Consider the following 24,657-nt stretch of genomic DNA (forward strand, 5'->3'; position numbering starts at 1 on the left):
CTCTTACTATAGTAAAAGTAGTTGAAAACTATAATGAACTGATTTTTCAAGACAAATTTTTTACTAATTTTATAAATCCTTGTTTCTCATGATTGATAAGCCATTGTTTGCGCGTGATGCCACCACCATATCCCCCAAGATTGCCATTGCTATTAATGATACGGTGACAGGGAATGACAATTGCTAGTTGATTGGCACCATTGGCATTCGCAACAGCACGGTAAGCTGTGTGTTTTCCAATAGCTTTGCTTTGCTCTGCATAAGTTCGCGTTTGTCCATATGGAATGCGCATTAGCTCTTCCCAAACAAGCCTTTGAAATGGGCTACCTAAAAGGTGAATGGGCGTTTTAAATTCCGTAAGTAGACCATCGAAGTAAGATTTAAGCTCGATGGTGATCGATTGAATTGGATCAGTACTACCTGGAATAATAGTAGCGAATGTCTTTTTTCTAAGCCTTTCAACCTCACGCTCTAAACCGCGCCGGTCGACAAATTCTAAAAGGTAAAGACCATCATCATCACTAATTGCAATCATTGAGCCAAGCTTTGTGTCAAGCCAAGAGCATGTAAGCACTTTGTGATGCCCATTATCGTTTTTTTTGGCAAATTTATCAATTAGTGCTTGGTAAAACTCTTGTTTTTGTGCTTCTGTCATCATTATATCCTACATTAATAATCGCTTAGCCTTAAGCAAAATCACTTAATAGTGTCGGTCATTTAGGCATATCGCTATAGGGTTATTATAATGACTCCAAAAAAATGTGCGACCGAAATTCAGGTATTGATTTTTTATTTGTGGTTCTTTACAACAGAGCTTTAAATAAGTAAGTTATTTGTTAAAAAATTAATTAATAGTATAGGAATTTCAAAAATTTTACCAAAAATATTTTTTTGAAAATTTTAAAATTTTCTTTAAAAATTTGGTTGTTAAATTGTGATATTAGAAATTATTGACACTTGTATAAAAATCTTCTCTTAAAATCTATCTCAAAATAGGCCAATTTTTTAAAATTATATTAACGTGGCGTGAAGCAACGGTTCACCATATGAATATCACCGAGGCGTTCACAATAATTCATTGATCTTCACTAATAACAAGGGTGGAGATAAACCGTAATAAACCTGTCTCAGGCTCATAAATTGATTACAGTTTGGACAAGATAACGGATCTTTTTTAAAGTTTAACCAATCATTAATCTCCAGTTCAATGACTTGATTTTCTTAGGTATAATTTGGTTTATCGCCTTATATACAATAGGTAGTTGTATTCCTCTAGTTCTGTTAGATAAAAAGCCGTAGTACCTTATTATTCGAAAATAACGATCGGGTATGTGCATAATCAGGCTAGATATAAACTGCAGTACAGGCATGTGACGTGATCAATCGTGTTATTGTAGTGGTGGTCAAGAAATCTAAACGTTACTTGCAGTCCATCATATTCCTCTATTCTTGCCTCAGAAATAGGAGGTCGTTTTATATATCGCCCTAAATAGTTTATGTTGCGTTTATGATCGTCTGATGGTTTTTGCAAATAAACATACCAACTGATTTCATATAGGCCGATCATCCAGTTGTTAAAATCGCCATCATTTTGATATTTCGACGGTAATTTCAAATTACTTGAGGCGTATTCTGAGCGAAATAACTCAAGAATTCTATGTCTCCACATTTTTTTAATAGGCTCGGCAGGGAAAAATAATTTACGCCAATTACCCTTGCTATCTATACCGCCGCAAGTAACCGATAAATGGATATGAACATTACGTTTTAAATCTCTACCGAAGGTGTGCAGGGCAGTAAATATAGCGACTACAATCTTTTTCTTTGTTGCTATTTCCTTAATAATTCCGGCGGCAACAGCAGAAATTAATCCAAACAGATTGCGATTAAGCCAAAATATTGGCCATAATGAGTCGGGCATTGTAAATGTAATGTGCTGCCAACGTGTCTTTGGTAGAACATTGGTAGCTTTACTTATCCATTGATCTGTTTGCTTCTTACCGCAACGAGAACAAAATCTACCTTTACAACTAAATACTACTGATTTACCGTGATCACATGTAGGGCAGCTATAACTCTTAAATCCTAAATATTTCGTTCCGCACAATATAACTTTAGTAACGTTAAAGATAATACCATACCTCAGCTCGCTATATTTTTCAGTGAAATCGACGCCAATTACCCCGATCAAGAAAAATATGTTTTATAGAGATTCCTTTACCGATTATTTCCATCTTTTACTCTGATTATTTGTAATGACTTGCATATTACCTTTGATAACAGAAGTTGGCAAGAGATGTAAAAAGCTAAGCTGCCACCGATAGGTGGCTTATCTTGTACTTAACTACTAAAGTAGTAATTTTTATGTATACAGGACTTACGCAAATCGCACGACAGGGCTCTTTAATTCCTGGATTAAATAGTTCCTTAATAACCCGCTCTTTAGCTGATATACGGTGCTAGAAGCAGCATTTGCAGCTTTTTTCAAACAATTCCAGACCATGATAGCGCAAGCTATATGATTTCTCTGTATTCTTCCTATTCTACATTGGCACTTTTCAATACCGGTGACTTGCTTGACTTCACGATGAAATTCCTCAATCTTCCACCTGAAGCCATACTCTTGTTGTACAGCATCAAGCGAATTTTGAGCCATGTCGTTTGTGACGACATAGTCAGTTCTGTTGGTAGAAACAGTTACTCTGAATAATTTCACTTTATGATCTTTAGGAAATTTATGAATCTTGATAATCTTACCGTTGCTAATATCATCAGTACTCCAATCCAAAGAATCAACTCTACAGTAAGCCTTATTACCGTTGCTATCGTCTACTAAACGATTACTTTTGATAGGACAATAGTAATATTTACCGATAGTTTCTATTTGAAGTAGAATCGAGGTTGTCGCATACCAACTATCCATAAGTACTGTGTTAAATGCAACCTTTTTGCTATAATGAGCATTACGCAGCATTTCTTTAACGTGATCTATTTTAGTTAAACCGTCTTTATCGGGATTGAATATCCTATAATCTATTATCCAAAACTTATTCTCTTCAGGATTAACATAAACACAGGTCACAATACCTATGCCTTTTATTACTTCCTTGGCATTGCCGCTATATTGATACCTGACTTCATCTATATTATTCGAGTAACTTTTATCTAATACGCTATCGTCAAATAGCAACTTGCCGTTAGCGCTGAAGATAATCTCTTCTTTACCGTGTTCCCATATTAATCTTGGTGATAATTTAGCATTCGCTAGATATCTTCTGACCCTGTCGTCGCTTAAACCTTCTACATGATCAGCAAAATTTGTAATAGTATAATTTGTCTGGCTCGATAATAAATACTGACAATAATCTATTCTTGTAGTCATCTTATACTCACAATCTAAATTACATTATACTCCCATAATATCTCGATTCTTATCTAATTTCATTAGTCTTGCGGAAGTCCTGGTATAGTCAATTCAGTAGAATTGGGTGCTAGACGTGAGGAGTGAAGCCTATAAATAATAGGTGAACTTTGATCAACAACGCACCAAGTTCTAATCAATTGACTATATAACAATTAAGAAGCTAAATATTTACTATACAAGAAAATGAAGAAGCATAAGCGTAGGGTTTAATTAAGGGTGTGACATGAAAACACAAAATCCAACAGTACAAGAAGCAAAAGGTAAAGTTGTACTTTTATGTCCCGATGCTTTTATGCCTGACTATATACCCAAAAACGATTCATCCAAGCTTGATATTCAGGAAATAAATTCTAAAGATAAGTTTGATAAGGCATTGAGGGATAAATTGCAAGATACCCAAGTATTTTTTGTGCATGCTCATGGGAATAATGCTGAGTAACAATGGCTTTCAAACAAATTCTAATGACACTCAGGGCACTACCAAGGCTATCAATGGCACTATCCAGGTAGGACAAACAGATCATATTAAAACAATTGAATTATTAAGCAAGATACCAGGAAAGGTAGCCATTATTACTTCTTGTTTTGCTGGTCAAGTTAAGAAAGATTTAGAAAAGATGCAAGAAAGAGGCGATATAGCCAAACCTACTGACGTTTTATTTATACTACATGCTTCTTCAAAAAACCCGGCACATGCTAATCTTACACTCAATCTCTTTGATTACCAATTGTTAGAATCAAATAATCAAAACTTTGACTTACCAGCATGGGTTGCAAATAGCATATTGCAAGGTATACAGGAAAATATTAGTATCATAGACAAAGAGGGCAAGTTAGTAGAATTTAGAAATCTAGCTCCTCATACTACACCGGTAGGTAAGCATAGAGTAGATAATCCTGAGCAATTTGTAAATTCCTTAAAACTTGCTGGAACGCTAGAAAATATCCAAGATCTCTCTGCAATAATGTCTAAGTCAGATTCAAAACCTGAAGAAAAACTGAAAGAAGCAGGAAATTATTTATACACCAAATATTGTGCGGTACTTGATGAATTAAATAAAATTCAATCATTTCCTGGTAAATGGCAAGAGACAAATGTAGAAACGATCAAGGAATAATATAAGGCAAAGTTTGAACAAATTACAGAAAAGCAAATTAATGCAAACATTATTAATAGTTGGCGCCAAATAATAGTTGATTCCGATAAGTATAATACGAAGCTCTTAACAACACAATTAGAGTCCGGCGCGGGAAAAAGCGTTCAGTTGCTTAATTTTATTGCAAAGACATGCGGAATCGAGAAACTAGATAGAAAATTACAAGAAGAGATTCTAATCAATTATTCTCGCGGGATAGAAGTTTGTTTAAGTGTGAAAGAAAAGTATAGCATAGATACAATGATAAAAGCCATAGAGCTTATTGGAAAGGATACTGATATACTATTTTCTATCAATGGTCTTGGAGCTATGACAAAAGTTGGTCAAACAAAACCTATTGAACATGAGGAAATAGCTTTCAATTACTTGGTCACTGCTATTGCTGAAGATAAAACAATAATGACAGCTGAGAAAATAGAGAAAATAAAGGCTTTGGGCAACCCAAATATTAAAGAATTTGTTAAGGATGCGTATTCAGAATATCAATATTTAGTTGATATTAGTATTAAAACTACACTAGATTCATCACGTATAAAGGCTTTGTCCTCAGACGATGCTTGTAAACTCGCCAAAGACTCACCTTTATTATATAGGGAGGTGGTTAATGCAGCGATGCCTGTACAACCTGTTTCGCAAGCTACCACACTTGCTCAGAATTCATTAGGAGTCCCAGTTCTTTCTTCATTACCATTACCAAGTTTATTATTGAGTAAGCCGACGCCTGTACGACCATTGTTGAAAAACAGCATAGAGCTTTTATGTTCGGAAGATGCTCGAAATCTTGCTAAAAATTCGCCTAATGAATATAAAGAGTTGCTTGAGGTTGGTAAACTTAATCCTGAAGCTCTGAAACAAAAACTAAGAAATCTAACAAAAGAACAAAACCTTGTACAAAGTAATTCAACTGAAGGTAAACAGCCAAATATTGGCAAATATACTGCGGTAGTAAATACAAAAAAAATAGAACAGGATAACACACAGTCGAACAACCAACGAAGGTAAGTTGTATCAACACACGTGAATGGTGCTATAGGTTTAGTTCCAATATCTGATGGGTTGGATTTAAAATAAACAGATTTGGCTCTTTTTTGCCAAGTGCTTATTATAAATTTATAAGGAGTTAACACTTTTAACCTTAGTTCTGGATTAGAAGATGGCAAGAAGGCGGTTATATACAAGGAATTAGAGAACTCTATAAAAGACTTAGAACAAATTTTAAAGAGTATCATGAGAAAATATATAACCGCACTATATTATACCAATTGCAATAATTAACACGGTGTATTTATCCAGTCTCTATACATAATTGATTTTACTAAATCTACATTCTGAGCAAGTTGATTCCAAGCGTAACAAGCCATAGTGACAATATCTTCATATGCACCGTAACATTGGTTAGACAAGAAATGATTTTTGATCCACTCCCAAACTTGTTCCATTGCATTAAGTTCTGGTGCATAAGGCGGAAGCGGTATCAAAGTGATATTGCTTGGAACAGTTAGTTTTTTGGCTGTGTGCCAACCTGCATTATCCATTAGTAAAGCTATATGTCGGTTGCTTTGAGTAGTGAGAGAAAGGTCTTCTAAGAATTTATTCATTAGACCTCTTTCGAAACTCATTTACCAAGATCCCAATTATATAAACCAGCAATTAAATTGAACCTAAGACCAAATCTTTTGCGTCTATTTCGATATTTATCAGCAATTATTTTAAAACGCTTTAACATACCTATAACATTTTCATTTAATACTCTGTCACTTGCTAAACTTCTATTATTTTTCTTATCTTCTTTGGTTAAAGCATTCTTTTTACTCTTTTTTTTTGGTAGCTCAGAATTTGTATGAATCTTCTGTAAGCCTTGATAACCAGTATCAGTAATCACTTTAACCTCAGGCAGTATATGGGTTCTTGATTCTTTAAATAATTTAAAATCATGACGCTTACCATTGGAAAAAGAAGTGCATATGACTCGTTTGCTTTTCTTATCTACTACTATTTGAGTCTTTAACGTATGTCTTTTCTTTTTACCTGAGTAATAGTATTTCTGTTTTTTTGGGGTCGCTCTATAGGGCTTTCTGTAGCATCTATTAAAACTAATTCATACTCCATACCGCTTTTAACTAGAGCCTTCTTACCTGGAAGAGCAAAATCCGGATGTTTTATTAGAGTGTCTTCAACAAAACGAATTGTTTTAAATGCACTGCTTTCGCTAACCCCATAATTCTTAGCTATATGAAAATAGGTACGGTATTCCCTTAAATATTCAAGTGTCATTAATAGGCTGTCTTCCATACTAAGACTAGCTCTTCTGCCACCTTGGTACCTCCTATTTATTTGTTTCTCTGTCTTTAAAATCCCTACCATCTTTTCGAATGTACTATTTCTTACCCCAGTTAATCTTCTAAAATGCTCTTCCGATAAAATGCTTAAATTTTTATATCTCATATAGTTCTAAATTAAGTAAATTCGACTTTATAGCATATTTAGTCCAGTTTCGAAAGAGGTCTAATATCTTACGCACTCCTATATCAGGATGGCGGTCACAGACTAAGTTATTAAAACTCTATACAAATCAAATACCCATAAATGCGCAAATTACCAATTTAAATCAAAATGAGAGATGCTTCCTATAATTATTGAAGCCTGCTGTTATTATGGCTTAACTTGACACGTATGGTTCATTAAGCATCCTCGTTTTAAAATAATAAATCGCTTTTAGTAAACCATCTTTTAGCAATATTTGCGGTTGCCACCCTAACGTTTTAGCTAGGCTAATATCCGGACAACGTTTTTTAGGGTCGTCTAATGGTAAAGGGCAATAAACAATTTGGCTCTTAGATTGGCACAGATTGATAATAAGATTTGCCAAATCCTTCACTGTTATTTCTTCAGGGTTACCAATGTTAACAGGGCCTGTAACATCAGAGTTAACCATTGCCATTATGCCTTTTAGCAAATCATCGACATAACAAAGAGATCTCGTTTGCTCTCCTTGACCATACATAGTTAAGGGTAAACCTTGTAATGCTTGAGTAATAAAATTACTAACAACACGACCATCTTCTGGATCCATGAAGGGCCCATAAGTGTTGAAAATTCTTATAATTTTAACTTGAACACCATGATATCTTTTGTAATCCATGCTAAGTGCTTCAGCTGCCCTTTTACCTTCATCATAACAAGATCTGATTCCAATAGGATTAACGTTTCCCCAATAATCTTCAGTTTGTGGATGTTTCTCAGGATCTCCATAAACTTCAGAAGTAGAAGCTTGAAAAAAAATAGCTTTATGCTTTTTTGCAATTTCCAGCAAATTTAGGGTTCCAATAACATTTGTTTTTAAGGTAAAAATAGGATTTTTTTGGTAAGGAATAGGGCTTGCTGGACTAGCTAGGTTAAAGATAACATCATATTTTTCATCTTTAAAATCAAATTGATTAATAATATCATGTTTTATAAATTTAATGTTTTGATATTTTTCTAATGTCTTTAGGTTACTCAAAGACCCTGTGCATAGATTATCAACTATGGTTATAGATTGTGCTTTATCTTTTAAATAATGAGCTAAATTTGTTCCTAAAAACCCGGCTCCACCAGCAATGAGTATTTTATTATTCATAGGTCTCTTTCTATTATAATTGGGTCTTTGTGATTCTGTTTTGAATATTTTGTGTGATTCTTAATTAAATCATCAATAGCTTTTTTAAAATAATGATTGTCTGTTAGATGATCTATTACTTGTTTGATATCTTCAAGTTTAAATAAATTTTGTGCTTGCTTTAATTTTTCTGGGTTATTGATTAATTCAACTGTTTTTGAGATATATTCTTCATCTGAGTAGGCTATAAAATCCTCAGCTTTGAGCTTGCGTAAAATAGCCGAGGCAAAACGGCCGTAAGCTTTAGAAGATTCGTAAGTAATAGTTGGTTTTTCAAGGTACAAATAATCAACAACCGTGTTGAATCCTCCAAATGGATAGCTGTCTATAGCAAAATCTGAGGATTCAATGATACCCATATAATAATTGTAGGAAGCAGCCGGAGAAATTTCTACATGCTCTGCTCCTAAAACATCTGTTACATTTTTACAAAATGGAATGAATTCATTTTGCATAGTTAAGCCACCAGCTATAATGCGAAATACAACATACTGATTTGCACGCTCAATAATTTTACGTAAATTTAATAACATTGGGTAATTATATTTAGAGGCTGCCCAACCACAACAGATAAAAATTTTATCTGCTTGTGGTTTATAAAGATCTTGTTTTTTATAATTTGGCCATATGGCTTGTGCAGCCAGGCCTGGAATTAAAACAAGGCGTTCAGAATAGTTCTTAGCTGCATTTGGTACATCTTCAACATCTTGACCACCAATAAAATAATCAATTTTTGAACCAAAAGTAGAAACAGGGTGTCCATACATACAAACTTGAATAGGAGCAATACGAACATTAGAGAAGAAAATACTTTCGAATGTCATACCAATATCTGGATAAATAACGACATTAATATCTTGTGCAGATATACCCAAAGCCCCATCATTCATAGGGTCGATAAAGATAGTTTCTTTAAAAACAGAATAATCCATATTCTCATATCTTTCTTTGCCAAAGTTAATAAGAGTAAGCTCATAATCATCTTTTAAACTGTTGATTAAAGGAGCTAAACTTTTATACACTGCTGTAACGCTAAACCATTTTGCTGATGCAATGGCTATTTTTTTCTTATTAGGTTTTTTTAATACTTTAAATTCTCCCACAGTATCAGAGAGCAACTGATTTAGCTTGTATTTGATCAATTTATCATTTTCACAATCGTAGTTAGTTGATAAAAACATAATCGATCCAGGATCTAGATACTTTATAAGTAATCTTTCATCAACATTTTTTAATGCATAACTTAAATTACGGGAGCACGTTGGATGAGCAGTAATGCCAGAATGAAAGAGATATGAACTATACCATATAGAAGCCAAACTTGGGCTAAGATCGAATAATAATTTAGGGCTCAATTGAAGCGAGTTATAAGGATTTAATAACATCAATATTTTTGGCCAATTACTATCTTTTTGTGATAGAATTATAGATAGAGGGACGCATGTGGTTTTGTGACTGGACATGGCGGCCATATTACAAATAGTACTATTCAATCGAACAAAAATCTCCTCACAAGAAGCAGGAATAATAAAATCTAGGCGACATATTAAATGAAAAAAAGTTTGTAAAAAATGATTTAAAAACTCATATAGAGAACTATTCATCTTGAAATAGGAATTGTTATAAAAAAATGCAAGAATAATATATATTTCATTGCATAAAGTATCAATTTTTTTCTGTTCATAAAGAGTGAGAAGGTAGGATTCATCAAATGAAATTGAGGTTGTTCCATCTTCATTTGTTATAGTTTTTGCATTTGATTTCACTTCTACTTTAGACATAAAAACTACTCTGAATAAACAACTATATTATTATTTTTTATGTAATACACATTTTGATAAGCAATTTTCATTTTTTTAATTTGTAAATAGATGTCTTGGACGCGCCATGACGTGGTAACAATAATGTTATCAACTGGATTTTTTAATAAAATTGATGCATTTTGAATCAATTGCCCTGTCCCAGGAACATAAAAACCACATTTGCGCTCATCAGAATCAACGATTAAAGGAAAACGATCATTTGATACATTAAAAGCATTTAAAAACGCAGCTCCTTTACCTGTAGCTCCCCAAAATGCTGTTTTATTTTTATCTAGTGTGTTTAAGAATTCTTCGACGTTCTCTTTTTCCTTCTGAATACCTTGAAAGTAATTTTTTGACTTGTTTTTAATGTCTGAAAGGCCGTCATCTGGAATTGCTTTTATAAAAGCAAGAATTACTTCGTCATTATATTCAGATGATATCTCTTCAATATTAAAACCTGATCTTTCTGTCAAAAACTTAAAGCTTCTGTCTGAAAAATTTGATACATGCTCATAGATAAGGTCAGAAGTCCTTTTTTGTTCAATAGCTTTGTTTATTTTGGGCATCTCAACAACAAATAAAGGATAGTGATTATAGTAAGAACACCAAAACGCAATATCAGCCATAAAATTAAAAGGATCTTCAAGATGCTCAATCACATGGCGACAAATTAAAATATCAGGCTTGTACAATTCTATATCTCGTTCAGGTACAAAGTAATCTTTAATACCTTGAATTTCCGAGTTTAGTTCTGTGGCATCAATAGAAGGATCAAACCCAATACATTTTGCATTTGAAAATTGGGCTTTAATTTTTTGTAAAAAAACACCATTTCCACAGCCTATTTCAATTACTGTACTTTGCTTAAGCGGAAGTTTTTTATTAATCTTAGTAATAAGCTGATCGAGGTATTGGTTCCAAATATCTCCACTATTGTACATTAGATTAGAGCCGTCACTATACGGGACTTGGTCATATGCAAAAGAAAAATTAAAAATATGCCCGCATCGTGCACAAGAGCAAAAATTAAGAGGTAATCTTTTAGCGTTTGTAGCCTCCTTATGACTTTTAGGCAAATTTAAGGCGCATAAAGGCTGTTGGTGATCAATGTAAATTGGGTATAGTTTATGAAAACCACACACGATACAATGTTTCTGTATATTCATCAGATGCCGCCTTTATTCAGTTGCTAATTATGTATAAATCAAGACTTCTACCTAACCACAAAAAGTTAGTAGGTTTTTGTTCTAGCAATAGATAATTGATTAAGCAAGATATTATTAAGATTAAACACACATATGAAGATCTTGTACTAGTTTTTTGGATACAGGTCTGTATATAGCTGAAAAAATTGGAAGATTTATCAAATCTTGAAAACCTCAATTTTGGATTAGGAAAGAGTGTTTTATTGAAAGTTTTATAGGTTTAAGGCAATAAGCCAACTACAGTAGAAAGAATATGAACAAAGGCATTGAGGACGTTCAACAAAATGTTAATCTATCTGTCACTAATCTTAGCAAAATCATCGACAAAACAAGAGAGGTCTAATACCAATTGCAATAATTAACGCGGTGGCCTAAAATGGATTTTTAACGGATAAAAGGTACTCAAATAGCTAAGTTAATATTGCCGCTAGGTTTTCATGATCATGATTTTATAAAAATGATGAAACATGAGCCGCATGGTCGGAATCGCATACGTTTATTGGCGATGTATCACCTTCAATTAGGCAAATCTTTTAAAGCCATATCTGCAATAGTGAAGTTGCACTGGAAAACCGTGCAATCATGGCTCAGAAGATTTAGAAATCATGGTTTTGAAGGTTTATTTGAATCACAAAGAAGCGGCGCTCCTAGGAAGATTAACACTCTACAAAAATCTGCTCTTTTTGATAAAATCAATATGCTCAGTGAAAGTGAAACTGGCGGTATATAACCGCAAAGGAGCTACATAACATGTTGCTTGAGGAATATGGCGCTAAATGCGCTTTAAAAACAGTCTACAATACTATGCATCGCCTTGGTTTTAGCTGGATTACTTCTCGTTCAATGCATCCAAAGTCAAATCAAGAGACTCAAAATACATATAAAAAAACTTCCCAGACATGTTAACAGAATTATTACCAAAAAATATCGATAGATGTAACGTTGATATATGGTCTCAGGATGAAACTCGAGTTGGGCAACAAGGGTAGCTTAACTCGTATATGGGCTAAACGCGGCACTAGACCCCGTAAAGTTCGGCAACAGCAATTCATTTCAACATACATTTACGGAGCTGCTTGCCATGATACGGGAGAATCTTTTGCATTAATTTTACCATATGCCAACACACGGGCAATAGACCTCTTTCGAAACTGGACTAAATATGCTATAAAGTCGAATTTACTTAATTTAGAACTATATGAGATATAAAAATTTAAGCATTTTATCGGAAGAGCATTTTAGAAGATTAACTGGGGTAAGAAATAGTACATTCGAAAAGATGGTAGGGATTTTAAAGACAGAGAAACAAATAAATAGGAGGTACCAAGGTGGCAGAAGAGCTAGTCTTAGTATGGAAGACAGCCTATTAATGACACTTGAATATTTAAGGGAATACCGTACCTATTTTCATATAGCTAAGAATTATGGGGTTAGCGAAAGCAGTGCATTTAAAACAATTCGTTTTGTTGAAGACACTCTAATAAAACATCCGGATTTTGCTCTTCCAGGTAAGAAGGCTCTAGTTAAAAGCGGTATGGAGTATGAATTAGTTTTAATAGATGCTACAGAAAGCCCTATAGAGCGACCCCAAAAAAACAGAAATACTATTACTCAGGTAAAAAGAAAAGACATACGTTAAAGACTCAAATAGTAGTAGATAAGAAAAGCAAACGAGTCATATGCACTTCTTTTTCCAATGGTAAGCGTCATGATTTTAAATTATTTAAAGAATCAAGAACCCATATACTGCCTGAGGTTAAAGTGATTACTGATACTGGTTATCAAGGCTTACAGAAGATTCATACAAATTCTGAGCTACCAAAGAAAAAGAGTAAAAAGAATGCTTTAACCAAAGAAGATAAGAAAAATAATAGAAGTTTAGCAAGTGACAGAGTATTAAATGAAAATGTTATAGGTATGTTAAAGCGTTTTAAAATAATTGCTGATAAATATCGAAATAGACGCAAAAGATTTGGTCTTAGGTTCAATTTAATTGCTGGTTTATATAATTGGGATCTTGGTAAATGAGTTTCGAAAGAGGTCTATTAATGAAATATACAAATTTGGCGGGCATTGTAAAATCAATTTCGCCACATAAGCTTAGACATTTTCTGTTTACTTGGCTGAAAAAAGGCATAGACGATGCTTTAATCCAGCCTTATTTTGGTCATGAAAAAAGAGGCTTCCTAGAAATATACTTCTGCCTTAGTTTATCTGACGCTCAGGAAAAATATAATGAAGTCATTAACTAAAGGCCTTATAATATGGTTGTTTCATATGACGTCAGCTCATGCAGAATCACGATTTATTGAGCTTGGTAATCCTGAAGCTAAGGACTGTTGGGTGTATCTTTGTGGATTAGCAGAATCTTTTTATTCGTCAGATGAGCAGAAATATAGGCAAATATTGCATGATATAGGGAGTAAGCTTAATATACGGTTTATAGCACTTATGCCACGGTATCGATGTGCAAAATTTGATAATAAAATTTGTTGGGCCCATCAAGATTTTAAACAAGCAACAGAAACCTATCAATCCATATTGACAGATTTACAAGGTATGCACGTAACTGGCTGGATTGGATTTTCTAACGGTGGTTATTTTTTACATGAAATTTCGCAGCAAAAGTTTTTAACTGCACCAGTTATAACAATCGGAGCAGCAGGACATATAGATTCAACAGATCAAGTTTACATTATGATAGGTAAATATGATAAGTATGCATACGAGCGTGCCAAAAATTTAAGATATAAAATTATTGAATATGAAGGTGGGCATACTATAGATAGTGATGCTTTAGGGAAAACGTTACAGCTAATCTGTACTCCCCCGAATGGCTAGTATTATTGCTACTGGACTTCGACCACATCCGTAGCCATAGCAAAATGGAACTTTTGATTTAGGATTTGTCTCATAATATATTTTGTACAAATCTTTTTGGAAATAACCGCTCCACTCCTTGCCATAAGGCATAAGATAATTGCCAAATAAATGTATCTTAAAATCTTTAGGAAATTTTTTTAGTGGCACGCCTGTATCATCCTGTAGTATGACGTCAGCATTTGTTAGCACAAAATCCCTTAATTTAGAAAAAATATTTTGGTGAAATGAATAAGAACTGGCTTTGATCATACAAGTATCAAATAAACTATTATCTTTTATGAATTTGATTAAATCATCGCTCAAATTTTGATTTACCACATTTGTTTGAACATAGATAAGTTTCTTTTCTAATTGTAGATGTATGAAAGTTATTTCAAGAGTCTTGCCGAAAGAATAATCTGGGTATTTAATATCTTTAACTAAGCCACCCATCAATGCAATCTGTGCAAGAAACAAAGGTAAAATACCATGTTTATGAGTAATTATTTGATTCATGTCTGAGGTAACAAAAAAGCTGCGACGCAAGAGAGAGTCCAGTTGACGATTTAAGTTTTTAGGGATTTGCAAGCCATCACCAGCAACGCCTCTTGGTTCCAAGCCAATTAAAAGATAGTTCTGCGCTTGTGGAAATAACATCAAAGGGTAAATAATATCTGGCCCACCAAATGGATAAAATACTGCTTTGGTTTTATGAGTAAATAATCTTAGCTGGTGATTAACAAAACTTTCTAATCTTGGGGCTGTAATTGCTTTAAATTTGTCAAAGCGCGGATGTTGGTATGTTTTAAACATATCATCTTGTAATATGGCTACCACAGAAGAGCTATAGATAAGGCTTAAAAGTAAAAATATAAATTTTTTCATAAATCTTTAAAAAAGGCAAGTATCACATTATACGTCAGCATCGGTAATAGTAGTCAACAAATAATTTAATAACTCACCTTACGTAGCAACAAATTGATGTGGAAGCCATCCCCTATTTTGTTTAAATACAGAGATTTGACGTTCTAAATAACGTCAGATATCATATCAGGATAGCGGTACTGTACAGACTAAGTTATTAAAACTCCATACAAATCAAATGCCTATAGATGCGCAAATTACCAATCTAAATCAAAATGGGAGATGCTTCCAATCTATGTTGATTATTCCTTTTACCTTTTAGCTTCTTTAAATGATTAGCAGGTGGTATTTTTAAAGATTCTATATTTGCAACAGCAGCAATCATCTTCAATTTTTTTCTAGCTATTGATTGTATCTCGTTGGGTAACTTTTTGGATAAGGTTCCATGTCAGACTTTTTCAGTTTCGCTACATTACAAGCTCCGCTTTAAAAAGATGCAGCTGGAATTTTGCGTATAACCAGGTCTCTCAAAATCCACCATGTACTTCAATTTTTCATAAAATGCTTTAGCGCCCTGAAAGCTCATTGTAGTAACCGTTGCCATGCTGCATCCTGATTTGCGACCATAATCATGAACTTGCGCCATCAATTTATACCCCAAACCGCTCTTGCGAAACTCTAGATGTACCCATAATTGATCGGTATAAATGCTGCCGAAAATCACACTGCCATTGCATCCTGCTATGATTTGATTATATTCATTGCGTACAAAAAAAGCAAAAGGATAAGCTTTGCCAAATTCAGGTGTTTCTTGATTAATTTCTTTAGTTAGAAAATCAATGTCAATACTTGCAGGAGATTTTGTAAATTCGATATTCATGATTTGTCACTCCTCTGATGACCAAAATTACGATTTAAATCCAACTTTATCTTGACATATTTTACTATTATATGCAAATATAATCTGTGTGCAAATCATATTATTTTATGAAGATTTCTATATGTCAAAATCAAAGCAACTTATCACACTGCACAATCAGAGGGTAATACCATGAAAAAAGACAGTAATTGGATCAATATGACCGACATGAGTGGATTTTTGCTTTATCAAACCTACTTTTCTTGGAAAAGGAAAATTGAAAGCACGCTTTTACCGCATGAACTAACTCATGTCCAATTCATTCTTTTAATGTCACTTGGATTTATGATGCGCGAAGGTTCTGAAGTCACGCAAAATGATCTGTCTAGATTTACCAGTTTTGACGTCACTATGACCTCACAAGTTTTAAGACTTTTAGAAAAAAGAGGCTTCATTAAACGTTCTCAAAAAATCGGCGATGAACGTTCTAAATTTCCAAAACTGACAACAGAAGGGATCAATAAAATTAAAACTGCAAGCGCTGATTTAATGGAAGCTGAGAAGTGTTTTTTTGAATGTCTAAAAGGTCAAAAGCAAGAATTTGATACCTTTTTGCGACGGATATTAAAACATCAGGTCGTAGTCGTATGAGCAAAATTATATTTTTAAATGGATGCGGATCATCAGGCAAAACATCTATTGTAAGATCAATACAGCATTTGAGTAACGACCTTTGGCTTACCTTTGGAATTGATACATTTATCAGCATGACACCATTCCCTTTTTTAGTATAGGAATTTCAAAAATTTTACCAAAAATATTTTTTTGAAAATTTTAAAATTTTCTTTAAAAATTTGGTTGTTAAATTGTGATATTAGAAATTATTGACACTTGTATAAAAATCTTCTCTTAAAATCTATCTCAAAATAGGCCAATTTTTTAAAATTATATTAACGTGGCGTGAAGCAACGGTTCACCATATGAATATCACCGAGGCGTTCACAATAATTCATTGATCTTCACTAATAACAAGGGTGGAGATAAACCGTAATAAACCTGTCTCAGGCTCATAAATTGATTACAGTTTGGACAAGATAACGGATCTTTTTTAAAGTTTAACCAAATCATTAATCTCCAGTTCAATGACTTGATTTTCTTAGGTATAATTTGGTTTATCGCCTTATATACAATAGGTAGTTGTATTCCTCTAGTTCTGTTAGATAAAAAGCCGTAGTACCTTATTATTCGAAAATAACGATCGGGTATGTGCATAATCAGGCTAGATATAAACTGCAGTACAGGCATTGTGACGTGATCAATCGTGTTATTGTAGTGGTCAAGAAATCTAAACGTTACTTGCAGTCCATCATATTCCTCTATTCTTGCCTCAGAAATAGGAGGTCGTTTTATATATCGCCCTAAATAGTTTATGTTGCGTTTATGATCGTCTGATGGTTTTTGCAAATAAACATACCAACTGATTTCATATAGGCCGATCATCCAGTTGTTAAAATCGCCATCATTTTGATATTTCGACGGTAATTTCAAATTACTTGAGGCGTATTCTGAGCGAAATAACTCAAGAATTCTATGTCTCCACATTTTTTTAATAGGCTCGGCAGGGAAAAATAATTTACGCCAATTACCCTTGCTATCTATACCGCCGCAAGTAACCGATAAATGGATATGAACATTACGTTTTAAATCTCTACCGAAGGTGTGCAGGGCAGTAAATATAGCGACTACAATCTTTTTCTTTGTTGCTATTTCCTTAATAATTCCGGCGGCAACAGCAGAAATTAATCCAAACAGATTGCGATTAAGCCAAAATATTGGCCATAATGAGTCGGGCATTGTAAATGTAATGTGCTGCCAACGTGTCTTTGGTAGAACATTGGTAGCTTTACTTATCCATTGATCTGTTTGCTTCTTACCGCAACGAGAACAAAATCTACCTTTACAACTAAATACTACTGATTTACCGTGATCACATGTAGGGCAGCTATAACTCTTAAATCCTAAATATTTCGTTCCGCACAATATAACTTTAGTAACGTTAAAGATAATACCATACCTCAGCTCGCTATATTTTTCAGTGAAATCGACGCCAATTACCCCGATCAAGAAAAATATGTTTTATAGAGATTCCTTTACCGATTATTTCCATCTTTTACTCTGATTATTTGTAATGACTTGCATATTACCTTTGATAACAGAAGTTGGCAAGAGATGTAAAAAGCTAAGCTGCCACCGATAGGTGGCTTATCTTGGTTTTGTTCCAGGAAGAAATGGTCGCAGTCCAACTATGGGTGTTGAAACAGGCTCCAAAGGCGATCAACTTTTTGGGGTTATGCCTGATTTTGCTAATCTGCTGGCAAGCGGAGGCAATAATCTTATTATTGACGAAGTTTTATTTGACGATATTTATCTTAAATCTTACATCAATGCATTATACCAATTGCAATAATTAACGCGGTGGCCTAAAATGGATTTTTAACGGATAAAAGGTACTCAAATAGCTAAGTTAATATTGCCGCTAGGTTTTCATGATCATGATTTTATAAAAATGATGAAACATGAGCCGCATGGTCGGAATCGCATACGTTTATTGGCGATGTATCACCTTCAATTAGGCAAATCTTTTAAAGCCATATCTGCAATAGTGAAGTTGCACTGGAAAACCGTGCAATCATGGCTCAGAAGATTTAGAAATCATGGTTTTGAAGGTTTATTTGAATCACAAAGAAGCGGCGCTCCTAGGAAGATTAACACTCTACAAGAATCTGCTCTTTTTGATAAAATCAATATGCTCAGTGAAAGTGAAACTGGCGGGTATATAACCGCAAAGGAGCTACATAACATGTTGCTTGAGGAATATGGCGCTAAATGCGCTTTAAAAACAGTCTACAATACTATGCATCGCCTTGGTTTTAGCTGGATTACTTCTCGTTCAATGCATCCAAAGTCAAATCAAGAGACTCAAAATACATATAAAAAAACTTCCCAGACATGTTAACAGAATTATTACCAAAAAATATCGATAGATGTAACGTTGATATATGGTCTCAGGATGAAACTCGAGTTGGGCAACAAGGTAGCTTAACTCGTATATGGGCTAAACGCGGCACTAGACCCCGTAAAGTTCGGCAACAGCAATTCATTTCAACATACATTTACGGAGCTGCTTGCCATGATACGGGAGAATCTTTTGCATTAATTTTACCATATGCCAACACACGGGCAATGAATAAATTCTTAGAAGACCTTTCTCTCACTACTCAAAGCAACCGACATATAGCTTTACTAATGGATAATGCAGGTTGGCACACAGCCAAAAAACTAACTGTTCCAAGCAATATCACTTTGATACCGCTTCCGCCTTATGCACCAGAACTTAATGCAATGGAACAAGTTTGGGAGTGGATCAAAAATCATTTCTTGTCTAACCAATGTTACGGTGCATATGAAGATATTGTCACTATGGCTTGTTACGCTTGGAATCAACTTGCTCAGAATGTAGATTTAGTAAAATCAATTATGTATAGAGACTGGATAAATACACCGTGTTAATTATTGCAATCGGTATTACACAATCATGTTGTCTATTTTGTTGGAGTATTCTGTGATCTCGCAACCATGCAGATGCGAGAAATCTTAAGGTGTGATCGTGCCATTGGGCTTGCAAATGATCAAATAGATAGAGTGCATGTTGGTCTTAGAGAATACGATCTCAACGTTGATACAAGTACTGCATCGCCATTTGAGACTGCAACACAAATTTTGACTTTTGTAGAGAGCACGCACACGCCACAAGGTTTTATTAATATGCAGAAGAAATTCAAATGAATATAACTTTCACTCCTTTAGCTGAATCACATTTTCCGCAGCTAGCGAAGTGGTTAGAGGCACCGCACGTTAAAGCATGGTGGGATCAAGATGTTCAATGGACTCCAAAATTAATCCAGGAAAAATATACCGATTACGTCAAGGGAAAAAGACAAGAAAACGGTATTGCTAAAGTGATCAGCGCTCATGTTATTTGTGTGGATAATACACCTATCGGTTATATCCAAATTTATAATGCTTATGATTTTGCACGCAGGGAGCCGTTAATTGACCTACCTTCAAGCCTTGCTGCCTTTGATGTATTGATCGGTATCGAGCATTATTTAAAACAGGGTATCGGATCTCAGGCCATCTCACAGTTTTTAAAAGAATATGGTAATTCATATACTCATATCTTTGCTGATCCAGAGAATACTAACTTTGCCGCTATTAGAGCATATGAAAAAGCTGGTTTTAAGAAAAGTACAAAGCAGCCAAGTACGGGAGGTGAAGTATGGATGATTCGAGAGCAAACAGCTCGTCTCAGATCCGCTCTGCACTATCCAAAAGATATGGTGATGAGTGGCAAATGATATTTCATCAAGGCACAAAATACGAGGTTGAAGATGAGCACGAAAAATAATACTCAAAAAAAATCATATATTAGACCTCTTTCGAAACTCATTTACCAAGCTCCCAATTATATAAACCAGCAATTAAATTGAACCTAAGACCAAATCTTTTGCGTCTATTTCGATATTTATCAGCAATTATTTTAAAACGCTTTAACATACCGATAACATTTTCATTTAATACTCTGTCACTTGCTAAACTTCTATTATTTTTCTTATCTTCTTTAGTTAAAGCATTCTTTTTACTCTTTTTCTTTGGTAGCTCAGAATTTGTATGAATCTTCTGTAAGCCTTGATAACCAGTATCAGTAATCACTTTAACCTCAGGCAGTATATGGGTTCTTGATTCTTTAAATAATTTAAAATCATGACGCTTACCATTGGAAAAAGAAGTGCATATGACTCGTTTGCTTTTCTTATCTACTACTATTTGAGTCTTTAACGTATGTCTTTTCTTTTTACCTGAGTAATAGTATTTCTGTTTTTTTGGGGTCGCTCTATAGGGCTTTCTGTAGCATCTATTAAAACTAATTCATACTCCATACCGCTTTTAACTAGAGCCTTCTTACCTGGAAGAGCAAAATCCGGATGTTTTATTAGAGTGTCTTCAACAAAACGAATTGTTTTAAATGCACTGCTTTCGCTAACTCCATAATTCTTAGCTATATGAAAATAGGTACGGTATTCCCTTAAATATTCAAGTGTCATTAATAGGCTGTCTTCCATACTAAGACTAGCTCTTCTGCCACCTTGGTACCTCCTATTTATTTGTTTCTCTGTCTTTAAAATCCCTACCATCTTTTCAAATGTACTATTTCTTACCCCTGTTAATCTTCTAAAATGCTCTTCCGATAAAATGCTTAAATTTTTATATCTCATATAGTTCTAAATTAAGTAAATTCGACTTTATAACATATTTAGTCCAGTTTCGAAAGAGGTCTATTATTTATCTCATCGGAAAGCCTGGTACAGGCAAGTATACAATCGCACAAGAATTAGCAAAATTTGGATTTATTGTTTGCGATAATCAACTGATTAACAACCCCATTTTCACATTGCTGAATTATGATGGTTTCAGCAAAATTCCTGAAATTGGATGGAATGCTATTGGACGCATACGCACTGCTGTCTTCGATTTTATATCAATAGAACAAAACCACAATTACGTTTTAACCAATTGTCTGTATGAGACGCAAGGTGATCGCAGGTGCTACTCACAAGTAGAATCTATGGCATTAAAACGTGGCTCGTTATTTATTCCTGTAAAACTGCTTATCTCAGAAGAAGAGCACTTAAAGCGTATTACGGAGCCTTCAAGGAGAGCGAGGTGGAAATCAATTGATCCTTTGGATGTATACCAAACCGAGCCGCTGATCACCATAGAACATCCACATTTATTCGAATTAGATGTGAGCGGGTTCTTTGCAGCGCAAGTAGCCGAGAAAATTTTAAAGCATATACAGAGCTTAATCTCATGAATAACACAGGCTTAGTTGAAGAAAAAATAAATATACATTTTGGAAAAGCCAACATAAATCACATTGATATAATTTTTGATTGGCTAGCTGAACCTTTTGTTCAAGAATTCTGGGATAATACGCAAGAGCATAAAGACGATATTTTAAATTTTGTTAATGGCAGAAAAGTGCTTTCGAATTATTGTGACGGCAAGTATGTTTATTGGATAGCGGCTTGCGATGGTCATCCGTTCGCAATGCTGATGACCATCCAAGAAACAGCTGAAGATCATAAGGGTGGTATTAAATTAAATCACCTTTCGAAAACCGGTCATACTTATGGTATCGATTACATGATCGGGGATAAAAATTATTTTGGCAAAGGCTATGGCGCAAAAACATTGTCGAAATTTCTTGATTTTTTTAGAAGAGATTTCGACACATCAGCAGATACATTTATAATCGACCCTTCCAGCGATAACGCACGAGCAAAACATGTCTACATGAAGGCAGGCTTTCTGCATATTGCTGACTTTGTAATGGGTGGAGATTGTAGCGGTGCCGGTAAACCCCACCATTTATTGATTAAATGGTTTCTGTCTGTGAATAATAATCATATCAAAGCAATTTGCCATCATTTTAACCTTGGAACGCCCATTCAAGTGCCCACAAGAGTACACGGTGGTTTGCTTCACATCATGTGGCGTCTTAGTACAGATAAAGGCTCTTACGCAATCAAGCAGCTATCAAAAGATATTGATTTGAAAAACGATCAAGTTATTAAAAATTATGAATTGAGTGAAAGAATCGCCTCGCGCTTTGTAGTGTATGGTATTTCAGGCGTATGTGCTATCGCACAATCTGGCAAATATCTCTTCATGATAGATGGGGCTGGTTTTTTAGTGTATCCATGGGTTAATGCAAAAGCACTAGATCAACACGCTGTTTCAGAACCTCATGCCCTAAAAATAGCGACTTACCTCGCCAAAATGCACTATCTTAATTTGGATGAACCTGAAATAATCCAGCCAGAATTCTATACTTACACAAAAGAAAAAATTCTTGAATTAATTGACAAAGCGATGCGTTTTAATTGCCCTTTTACTGCAACTTTACGGAGAAATCAAAATAATATATTGGCAGCTAACGAATCATATCAAAAAGCAATACCGATTTTAAAAACACATAGTATCGTCAGCCATGGTGATTTGGATCAGAAGAATGTTTTGTGGGACAGTAGCAATAATCCAATCCTAATCGATTGGGAATCTGTCCGCAAAGTCAATCCTACTTATGACATTATCAACACAGCATTTTATTGGAGCGGAATTACCAGTAACTTTGACAAGGATCTCTTTTTTAAAATGATTGAGGCATACCAAAAAGCTGGTGGCGTTATACATCATGATCATGTTTTTGCTGCGATTTATGGTGTATTTAGTTGGATTGGTTGGTTAGTTTATAACATAGATCGTTCCTGTGTTCATGGTGATTCTGAACATAAATCTATGGGCATTGAGCAAGTGAATCAAACGTTAGCGACGATTCTACGACTACAAACGGTCATACCTGAAGTAGTCAAAATGATGAATGGCGTTGTTGCCTGAATAGGATTCAAGATATATTACCCCTTTTCCCCATAATCTGGGTTTAAGCAACGCGCATGAAAATTGGTTTGCCGATTTCAAACATTTTGTTTACATCTAACCCTCTGAGATTCACAGACATTTTTTGTCCCCATGTTCTATCGTAAGAACAACTTAACAGTGCCATATATATCTGATCAAGGAATGGAACTGCTATTGTTGAATAGTTTTCTACTGGTTATTGTTTTATGGCATAGGCAAAATAGTTAACATCAATATCATCACTTAAATACCAAAGACCACTGCAGGGATTAAACGTTAATCCCTTTAATTCTTTTAAACATACTTGGTGATTATATAATAAATGATAAAGTTCAGATGGTTTAAGAAATTTACTATAATCATGCGTACGTTTTGGCACCCAACCTAACAAATATTCAGCAACAATAATTCCTAATAAATAAGATTTGATAGTACGATTAAGAGTAGAGAGAATCAGCATGCCATTAGGTTTCAATAATGAAGCAAGGCTTTTTATGAAGTAGTGAATATTAGCTACATGTTCAACTAGCTCAAGGCATAATAATACATCGTACTGTAAATTCTGGGCAGCTAATTCTTCTACAGTGCAATGGAGATAATCTATTGATAAATTATGTTTTTCTGCATAATTACGTGCTACTTTTATATTATTATTGCTAGCATCCAAGCCGGTGACATTAGCTCCTAATTGATGTATAGGCACTGTAACCAGACCACCACCACAACCAACATCTAAAATACTCAAACCCGTAAATTGCTGATTTTGAATTTGAAAGTGCAAACTAATTTTATCTTTAATAAACTGCAATCTTATCGGATTGATCTGATGCAATATCTTAAACTCGCCATTCTTATCCCACCAGCTTTCAGAAATTTTATCAAATTTTTCTAACTCACTGTGATCAACCGAAGAATTGACTATCATTAAATTACCTTATTCCATTTTTCTTCCAATCTTAAATGCTCTCTAGCTGCTGGATAGAAAATATGGACGATAATATCACCAGCATCTACTAACACCCATTCAGATTTACCCATGCCTTCTATATTAATAGCTAAATTAGTTTTATGCTTTAACTCAAGACTCAAATATTCAGCAATTGCTGAAATATTTTTAATAGAGCGACCATTAGCAAAAATCATATATTTAGCTAATTGTGTTTTATTACTTAAGTCGATAGTAACTATATCTTCTGCTTTTTTTTCAAGCAGACATTCTATAATAAAATCTCTTAGTTGTTCGGTGTCAGTTATCAACATTTTTTCTTCCTATAGCCAAAT

At 34.3% G+C, this 24,657-nt stretch carries 33 protein-coding genes and 1 pseudogene; 18 read left to right on the top strand and 16 right to left on the bottom strand.

Features of this window, described 5'->3' with window-relative positions; genetic code table 11:
- Window positions 1–46: 46 nt before the first annotated feature.
- The 4 genes from R2I74_RS07795 to R2I74_RS07805 form a co-directional block, all read right to left on the bottom strand.
- Window positions 47–535 carry a methylated-DNA--[protein]-cysteine S-methyltransferase gene (locus R2I74_RS07795; RefSeq protein WP_316355356.1) on the bottom strand — a complete coding sequence of 163 codons (489 nt, stop codon included), beginning with the start codon at window positions 533–535 and terminating at the stop codon, window positions 47–49.
- 646 nt (window positions 536–1,181) lie between these two features.
- Window positions 1,182–1,370, bottom strand: a complete 189-nt coding sequence (locus tag R2I74_RS08245; RefSeq protein ID WP_394355837.1) for a transposase — start codon at window positions 1,368–1,370, stop codon at window positions 1,182–1,184.
- The gene (locus R2I74_RS07800; protein ID WP_394355838.1) at window positions 1,340–2,191 is read right to left on the bottom strand and encodes an IS91 family transposase; all 852 of its coding nucleotides are present in this window, start codon (window positions 2,189–2,191) and stop codon (window positions 1,340–1,342) included. The genes R2I74_RS08245 and R2I74_RS07800 overlap by 31 nt, the downstream gene beginning before the upstream one ends.
- A gap of 186 nt (window positions 2,192–2,377) precedes the next feature.
- Window positions 2,378–3,382, bottom strand: a complete 1,005-nt coding sequence (locus tag R2I74_RS07805; RefSeq protein WP_316353273.1) for an IS701 family transposase — start codon at window positions 3,380–3,382, stop codon at window positions 2,378–2,380.
- 265 nt (window positions 3,383–3,647) lie between these two features.
- Here R2I74_RS07805 and R2I74_RS07810 point away from each other — a divergent pair, with 265 nt between their 5' ends.
- From R2I74_RS07810 to R2I74_RS07820, 3 genes are all read left to right on the top strand, one after another.
- Complete coding sequence (locus R2I74_RS07810; RefSeq protein WP_316355121.1) at window positions 3,648–3,863, top strand: hypothetical protein; 216 nt, start codon at window positions 3,648–3,650, stop codon at window positions 3,861–3,863.
- Complete coding sequence (locus R2I74_RS07815) at window positions 3,853–4,542, top strand: hypothetical protein (protein WP_316355123.1); 690 nt, start codon at window positions 3,853–3,855, stop codon at window positions 4,540–4,542. The genes R2I74_RS07810 and R2I74_RS07815 overlap by 11 nt, the downstream gene beginning before the upstream one ends.
- Before the next feature lie 252 nt (window positions 4,543–4,794).
- Window positions 4,795–5,583, top strand: a complete 789-nt coding sequence (locus R2I74_RS07820) for a hypothetical protein (protein ID WP_316355124.1) — start codon at window positions 4,795–4,797, stop codon at window positions 5,581–5,583.
- 269 nt (window positions 5,584–5,852) lie between these two features.
- Here the strand turns inward: R2I74_RS07820 and R2I74_RS07825 are convergent, their stop codons facing one another.
- The 5 genes from R2I74_RS07825 to R2I74_RS07845 all read right to left on the bottom strand — a co-directional run bounded on the left by R2I74_RS07825 (window position 5,853) and on the right by R2I74_RS07845 (window position 11,210).
- Window positions 5,853–6,179, bottom strand: coding sequence for a transposase (locus tag R2I74_RS07825; protein ID WP_316355126.1), 327 nt, complete (start codon window positions 6,177–6,179; stop codon window positions 5,853–5,855).
- A gap of 17 nt (window positions 6,180–6,196) precedes the next feature.
- A protein-coding gene (locus tag R2I74_RS07830; protein WP_316353078.1) for an IS5 family transposase occupies window positions 6,197–7,026 on the bottom strand; the annotation gives its coding sequence in 2 pieces (ribosomal slippage) (window positions 6,197–6,636 and window positions 6,636–7,026; 831 coding nt in all).
- A gap of 214 nt (window positions 7,027–7,240) precedes the next feature.
- Entirely contained in the window at window positions 7,241–8,200 is a 960-nt protein-coding gene (locus R2I74_RS07835; RefSeq protein WP_316355128.1) for a UDP-glucuronic acid decarboxylase family protein, read from the bottom strand.
- Window positions 8,197–10,020: a tetratricopeptide repeat protein gene (locus R2I74_RS07840; RefSeq protein WP_316355130.1), complete on the bottom strand. Its 1,824-nt coding sequence runs from the start codon at window positions 10,018–10,020 to the stop codon at window positions 8,197–8,199. Before R2I74_RS07840 ends, R2I74_RS07835 begins: the two co-directional genes overlap by 4 nt.
- A gap of 5 nt (window positions 10,021–10,025) precedes the next feature.
- Window positions 10,026–11,210, bottom strand: a complete 1,185-nt coding sequence (locus tag R2I74_RS07845; RefSeq protein WP_316355131.1) for a class I SAM-dependent methyltransferase — start codon at window positions 11,208–11,210, stop codon at window positions 10,026–10,028.
- A gap of 460 nt (window positions 11,211–11,670) precedes the next feature.
- On the opposite strand from R2I74_RS07845, the gene R2I74_RS07850 reads away from it, so the two are divergent.
- The 6 genes from R2I74_RS07850 to R2I74_RS07875 all read left to right on the top strand — a co-directional run bounded on the left by R2I74_RS07850 (window position 11,671) and on the right by R2I74_RS07875 (window position 14,090).
- Window positions 11,671–11,979 (top strand): helix-turn-helix domain-containing protein, encoded by a 309-nt coding sequence (locus R2I74_RS07850; protein WP_316353007.1) that lies wholly within the window; start codon window positions 11,671–11,673, stop codon window positions 11,977–11,979.
- Between the two features lie 20 nt (window positions 11,980–11,999).
- Entirely contained in the window at window positions 12,000–12,155 is a 156-nt protein-coding gene (locus R2I74_RS07855; RefSeq protein ID WP_316353265.1) for a helix-turn-helix domain-containing protein, read from the top strand.
- A gap of 54 nt (window positions 12,156–12,209) precedes the next feature.
- Entirely contained in the window at window positions 12,210–12,458 is a 249-nt protein-coding gene (locus R2I74_RS07860) for a hypothetical protein (RefSeq protein ID WP_316354176.1), read from the top strand.
- Window positions 12,448–13,277 (top strand): IS5 family transposase gene (locus tag R2I74_RS07865; RefSeq protein ID WP_316353078.1). Its coding sequence is split into 2 segments (ribosomal slippage): window positions 12,448–12,838 and window positions 12,838–13,277, totalling 831 coding nucleotides; the frame shifts between segments, so codons are not numbered across the junction. The genes R2I74_RS07860 and R2I74_RS07865 overlap by 11 nt, the downstream gene beginning before the upstream one ends.
- A gap of 20 nt (window positions 13,278–13,297) precedes the next feature.
- Entirely contained in the window at window positions 13,298–13,501 is a 204-nt protein-coding gene (locus tag R2I74_RS07870) for a tyrosine-type recombinase/integrase (RefSeq protein ID WP_316355133.1), read from the top strand.
- Between the two features lie 25 nt (window positions 13,502–13,526).
- The gene (locus tag R2I74_RS07875) at window positions 13,527–14,090 is read left to right on the top strand and encodes a hypothetical protein (protein ID WP_316355135.1); all 564 of its coding nucleotides are present in this window, start codon (window positions 13,527–13,529) and stop codon (window positions 14,088–14,090) included.
- Here R2I74_RS07875 and R2I74_RS07880 read toward each other — a convergent pair.
- The 3 genes and pseudogenes from R2I74_RS07880 to R2I74_RS07885 all read right to left on the bottom strand — a co-directional run bounded on the left by R2I74_RS07880 (window position 14,064) and on the right by R2I74_RS07885 (window position 15,855).
- Window positions 14,064–14,996: a hypothetical protein gene (locus R2I74_RS07880; protein ID WP_316355136.1), complete on the bottom strand. Its 933-nt coding sequence runs from the start codon at window positions 14,994–14,996 to the stop codon at window positions 14,064–14,066. The genes R2I74_RS07875 and R2I74_RS07880 overlap by 27 nt on opposite strands.
- Window positions 14,997–15,240: 244 nt before the next feature.
- Window positions 15,241–15,396, bottom strand: a pseudogene (locus R2I74_RS08250) (type II toxin-antitoxin system RelE/ParE family toxin); the annotation flags it as partial.
- Window positions 15,397–15,447: 51 nt separating this feature from the next.
- On the bottom strand, window positions 15,448–15,855 hold the full coding sequence (locus R2I74_RS07885; protein ID WP_316355138.1) for a GNAT family N-acetyltransferase: 408 nt from the start codon (window positions 15,853–15,855) through the stop codon (window positions 15,448–15,450).
- 171 nt (window positions 15,856–16,026) lie between these two features.
- On the opposite strand from R2I74_RS07885, the gene R2I74_RS07890 reads away from it, so the two are divergent.
- Window positions 16,027–16,485 (top strand): MarR family winged helix-turn-helix transcriptional regulator, encoded by a 459-nt coding sequence (locus R2I74_RS07890; RefSeq protein ID WP_316355139.1) that lies wholly within the window; start codon window positions 16,027–16,029, stop codon window positions 16,483–16,485.
- Entirely contained in the window at window positions 16,482–16,628 is a 147-nt protein-coding gene (locus R2I74_RS08255) for a phosphotransferase-like protein (protein ID WP_394355839.1), read from the top strand. Before R2I74_RS07890 ends, R2I74_RS08255 begins: the two co-directional genes overlap by 4 nt.
- 205 nt (window positions 16,629–16,833) lie before the next feature.
- Here R2I74_RS08255 and R2I74_RS07895 read toward each other — a convergent pair whose 3' ends face one another.
- Complete coding sequence (locus R2I74_RS07895; protein WP_316352999.1) at window positions 16,834–17,958, bottom strand: IS91 family transposase; 1,125 nt, start codon at window positions 17,956–17,958, stop codon at window positions 16,834–16,836.
- Between the two features lie 133 nt (window positions 17,959–18,091).
- On the opposite strand from R2I74_RS07895, the gene R2I74_RS07900 reads away from it, so the two are divergent.
- From R2I74_RS07900 to R2I74_RS07915, 5 genes are all read left to right on the top strand, one after another.
- Window positions 18,092–18,301 (top strand): hypothetical protein, encoded by a 210-nt coding sequence (locus R2I74_RS07900; RefSeq protein ID WP_316355141.1) that lies wholly within the window; start codon window positions 18,092–18,094, stop codon window positions 18,299–18,301.
- Window positions 18,302–18,364: 63 nt separating this feature from the next.
- Window positions 18,365–18,850, top strand: coding sequence for a helix-turn-helix domain-containing protein (locus R2I74_RS07905; protein WP_316353080.1), 486 nt, complete (start codon window positions 18,365–18,367; stop codon window positions 18,848–18,850).
- Window positions 18,844–19,404, top strand: coding sequence for an IS630 family transposase (locus tag R2I74_RS07910; protein WP_316353004.1), 561 nt, complete (start codon window positions 18,844–18,846; stop codon window positions 19,402–19,404). The genes R2I74_RS07905 and R2I74_RS07910 overlap by 7 nt, the downstream gene beginning before the upstream one ends.
- A gap of 3 nt (window positions 19,405–19,407) precedes the next feature.
- Entirely contained in the window at window positions 19,408–19,680 is a 273-nt protein-coding gene (locus R2I74_RS08260) for a phosphotransferase-like protein (RefSeq protein ID WP_394355840.1), read from the top strand.
- Window positions 19,677–20,252, top strand: a complete 576-nt coding sequence (locus R2I74_RS07915; protein ID WP_316355143.1) for a GNAT family N-acetyltransferase — start codon at window positions 19,677–19,679, stop codon at window positions 20,250–20,252. The genes R2I74_RS08260 and R2I74_RS07915 overlap by 4 nt, the downstream gene beginning before the upstream one ends.
- Before the next feature lie 88 nt (window positions 20,253–20,340).
- Here R2I74_RS07915 and R2I74_RS07920 read toward each other — a convergent pair.
- Window positions 20,341–21,170, bottom strand: a protein-coding gene (locus R2I74_RS07920; protein WP_316353063.1) for an IS5 family transposase whose coding sequence is annotated in 2 segments (ribosomal slippage) — window positions 20,341–20,780 and window positions 20,780–21,170 — 831 coding nt in all. Because the reading frame shifts where the segments join, the coding sequence is not laid out codon by codon here.
- A gap of 350 nt (window positions 21,171–21,520) precedes the next feature.
- Between R2I74_RS07920 and R2I74_RS07925 the strand changes: the two genes are divergently transcribed.
- Together R2I74_RS07925 and R2I74_RS07930 are read left to right on the top strand one after the other, a co-directional pair.
- Complete coding sequence (locus R2I74_RS07925; protein WP_316355145.1) at window positions 21,521–21,769, top strand: hypothetical protein; 249 nt, start codon at window positions 21,521–21,523, stop codon at window positions 21,767–21,769.
- Complete coding sequence (locus R2I74_RS07930) at window positions 21,766–23,355, top strand: GNAT family N-acetyltransferase (RefSeq protein WP_316355147.1); 1,590 nt, start codon at window positions 21,766–21,768, stop codon at window positions 23,353–23,355. The genes R2I74_RS07925 and R2I74_RS07930 overlap by 4 nt, the downstream gene beginning before the upstream one ends.
- Before the next feature lie 217 nt (window positions 23,356–23,572).
- Here R2I74_RS07930 and ubiG read toward each other — a convergent pair whose 3' ends face one another.
- Both ubiG and rsfS read right to left on the bottom strand, forming a co-directional pair.
- The gene (ubiG, locus tag R2I74_RS07935; RefSeq protein ID WP_316355149.1) at window positions 23,573–24,301 is read right to left on the bottom strand and encodes a bifunctional 2-polyprenyl-6-hydroxyphenol methylase/3-demethylubiquinol 3-O-methyltransferase UbiG; all 729 of its coding nucleotides are present in this window, start codon (window positions 24,299–24,301) and stop codon (window positions 23,573–23,575) included.
- Entirely contained in the window at window positions 24,301–24,633 is a 333-nt protein-coding gene (gene rsfS / locus R2I74_RS07940) for a ribosome silencing factor (protein ID WP_316355358.1), read from the bottom strand. Before rsfS ends, ubiG begins: the two co-directional genes overlap by 1 nt.
- Between the last annotated feature and the right edge of the window lie 24 nt (window positions 24,634–24,657).

Source organism: Candidatus Trichorickettsia mobilis (genome assembly GCF_963422225.1).
Classification (GTDB): domain Bacteria; phylum Pseudomonadota; class Alphaproteobacteria; order Rickettsiales; family Rickettsiaceae; genus Trichorickettsia; species Trichorickettsia mobilis_B.

Bases quoted from the DNA above. Each gene is read 5' to 3' on its own strand.
- R2I74_RS07795 (WP_316355356.1), bottom strand. From the start codon at position 535: ATGATTGCAATTAGTGATGATGATGGTCTTTACCTTTTAGAATTTGTC.
- R2I74_RS08245 (WP_394355837.1), bottom strand. From the start codon at position 1,370: ATGCCTGTACTGCAGTTTATATCTAGCCTGATTATGCACATACCCGAT.
- R2I74_RS07805 (WP_316353273.1), bottom strand. From the start codon at position 3,382: ATGACTACAAGAATAGATTATTGTCAGTATTTATTATCGAGCCAGACA.
- R2I74_RS07810 (WP_316355121.1), top strand. From the start codon at position 3,648: ATGAAAACACAAAATCCAACAGTACAAGAAGCAAAAGGTAAAGTTGTA.
- R2I74_RS07815 (WP_316355123.1), top strand. From the start codon at position 3,853: ATGCTGAGTAACAATGGCTTTCAAACAAATTCTAATGACACTCAGGGC.
- R2I74_RS07825 (WP_316355126.1), bottom strand. From the start codon at position 6,179: ATGAATAAATTCTTAGAAGACCTTTCTCTCACTACTCAAAGCAACCGA.
- R2I74_RS07835 (WP_316355128.1), bottom strand. From the start codon at position 8,200: ATGAATAATAAAATACTCATTGCTGGTGGAGCCGGGTTTTTAGGAACA.
- R2I74_RS07840 (WP_316355130.1), bottom strand. From the start codon at position 10,020: ATGTCTAAAGTAGAAGTGAAATCAAATGCAAAAACTATAACAAATGAA.
- R2I74_RS07845 (WP_316355131.1), bottom strand. From the start codon at position 11,210: ATGAATATACAGAAACATTGTATCGTGTGTGGTTTTCATAAACTATAC.
- R2I74_RS07855 (WP_316353265.1), top strand. From the start codon at position 12,000: ATGTTGCTTGAGGAATATGGCGCTAAATGCGCTTTAAAAACAGTCTAC.
- R2I74_RS07860 (WP_316354176.1), top strand. From the start codon at position 12,210: ATGAAACTCGAGTTGGGCAACAAGGGTAGCTTAACTCGTATATGGGCT.
- R2I74_RS07870 (WP_316355133.1), top strand. From the start codon at position 13,298: ATGAAATATACAAATTTGGCGGGCATTGTAAAATCAATTTCGCCACAT.
- R2I74_RS07875 (WP_316355135.1), top strand. From the start codon at position 13,527: ATGACGTCAGCTCATGCAGAATCACGATTTATTGAGCTTGGTAATCCT.
- R2I74_RS07880 (WP_316355136.1), bottom strand. From the start codon at position 14,996: ATGAAAAAATTTATATTTTTACTTTTAAGCCTTATCTATAGCTCTTCT.
- R2I74_RS07885 (WP_316355138.1), bottom strand. From the start codon at position 15,855: ATGAATATCGAATTTACAAAATCTCCTGCAAGTATTGACATTGATTTT.
- R2I74_RS07890 (WP_316355139.1), top strand. From the start codon at position 16,027: ATGAAAAAAGACAGTAATTGGATCAATATGACCGACATGAGTGGATTT.
- R2I74_RS08255 (WP_394355839.1), top strand. From the start codon at position 16,482: ATGAGCAAAATTATATTTTTAAATGGATGCGGATCATCAGGCAAAACA.
- R2I74_RS07910 (WP_316353004.1), top strand. From the start codon at position 18,844: ATGTTAACAGAATTATTACCAAAAAATATCGATAGATGTAACGTTGAT.
- R2I74_RS07915 (WP_316355143.1), top strand. From the start codon at position 19,677: ATGAATATAACTTTCACTCCTTTAGCTGAATCACATTTTCCGCAGCTA.
- R2I74_RS07925 (WP_316355145.1), top strand. From the start codon at position 21,521: ATGGCATTAAAACGTGGCTCGTTATTTATTCCTGTAAAACTGCTTATC.
- R2I74_RS07930 (WP_316355147.1), top strand. From the start codon at position 21,766: ATGAATAACACAGGCTTAGTTGAAGAAAAAATAAATATACATTTTGGA.
- ubiG (WP_316355149.1), bottom strand. From the start codon at position 24,301: ATGATAGTCAATTCTTCGGTTGATCACAGTGAGTTAGAAAAATTTGAT.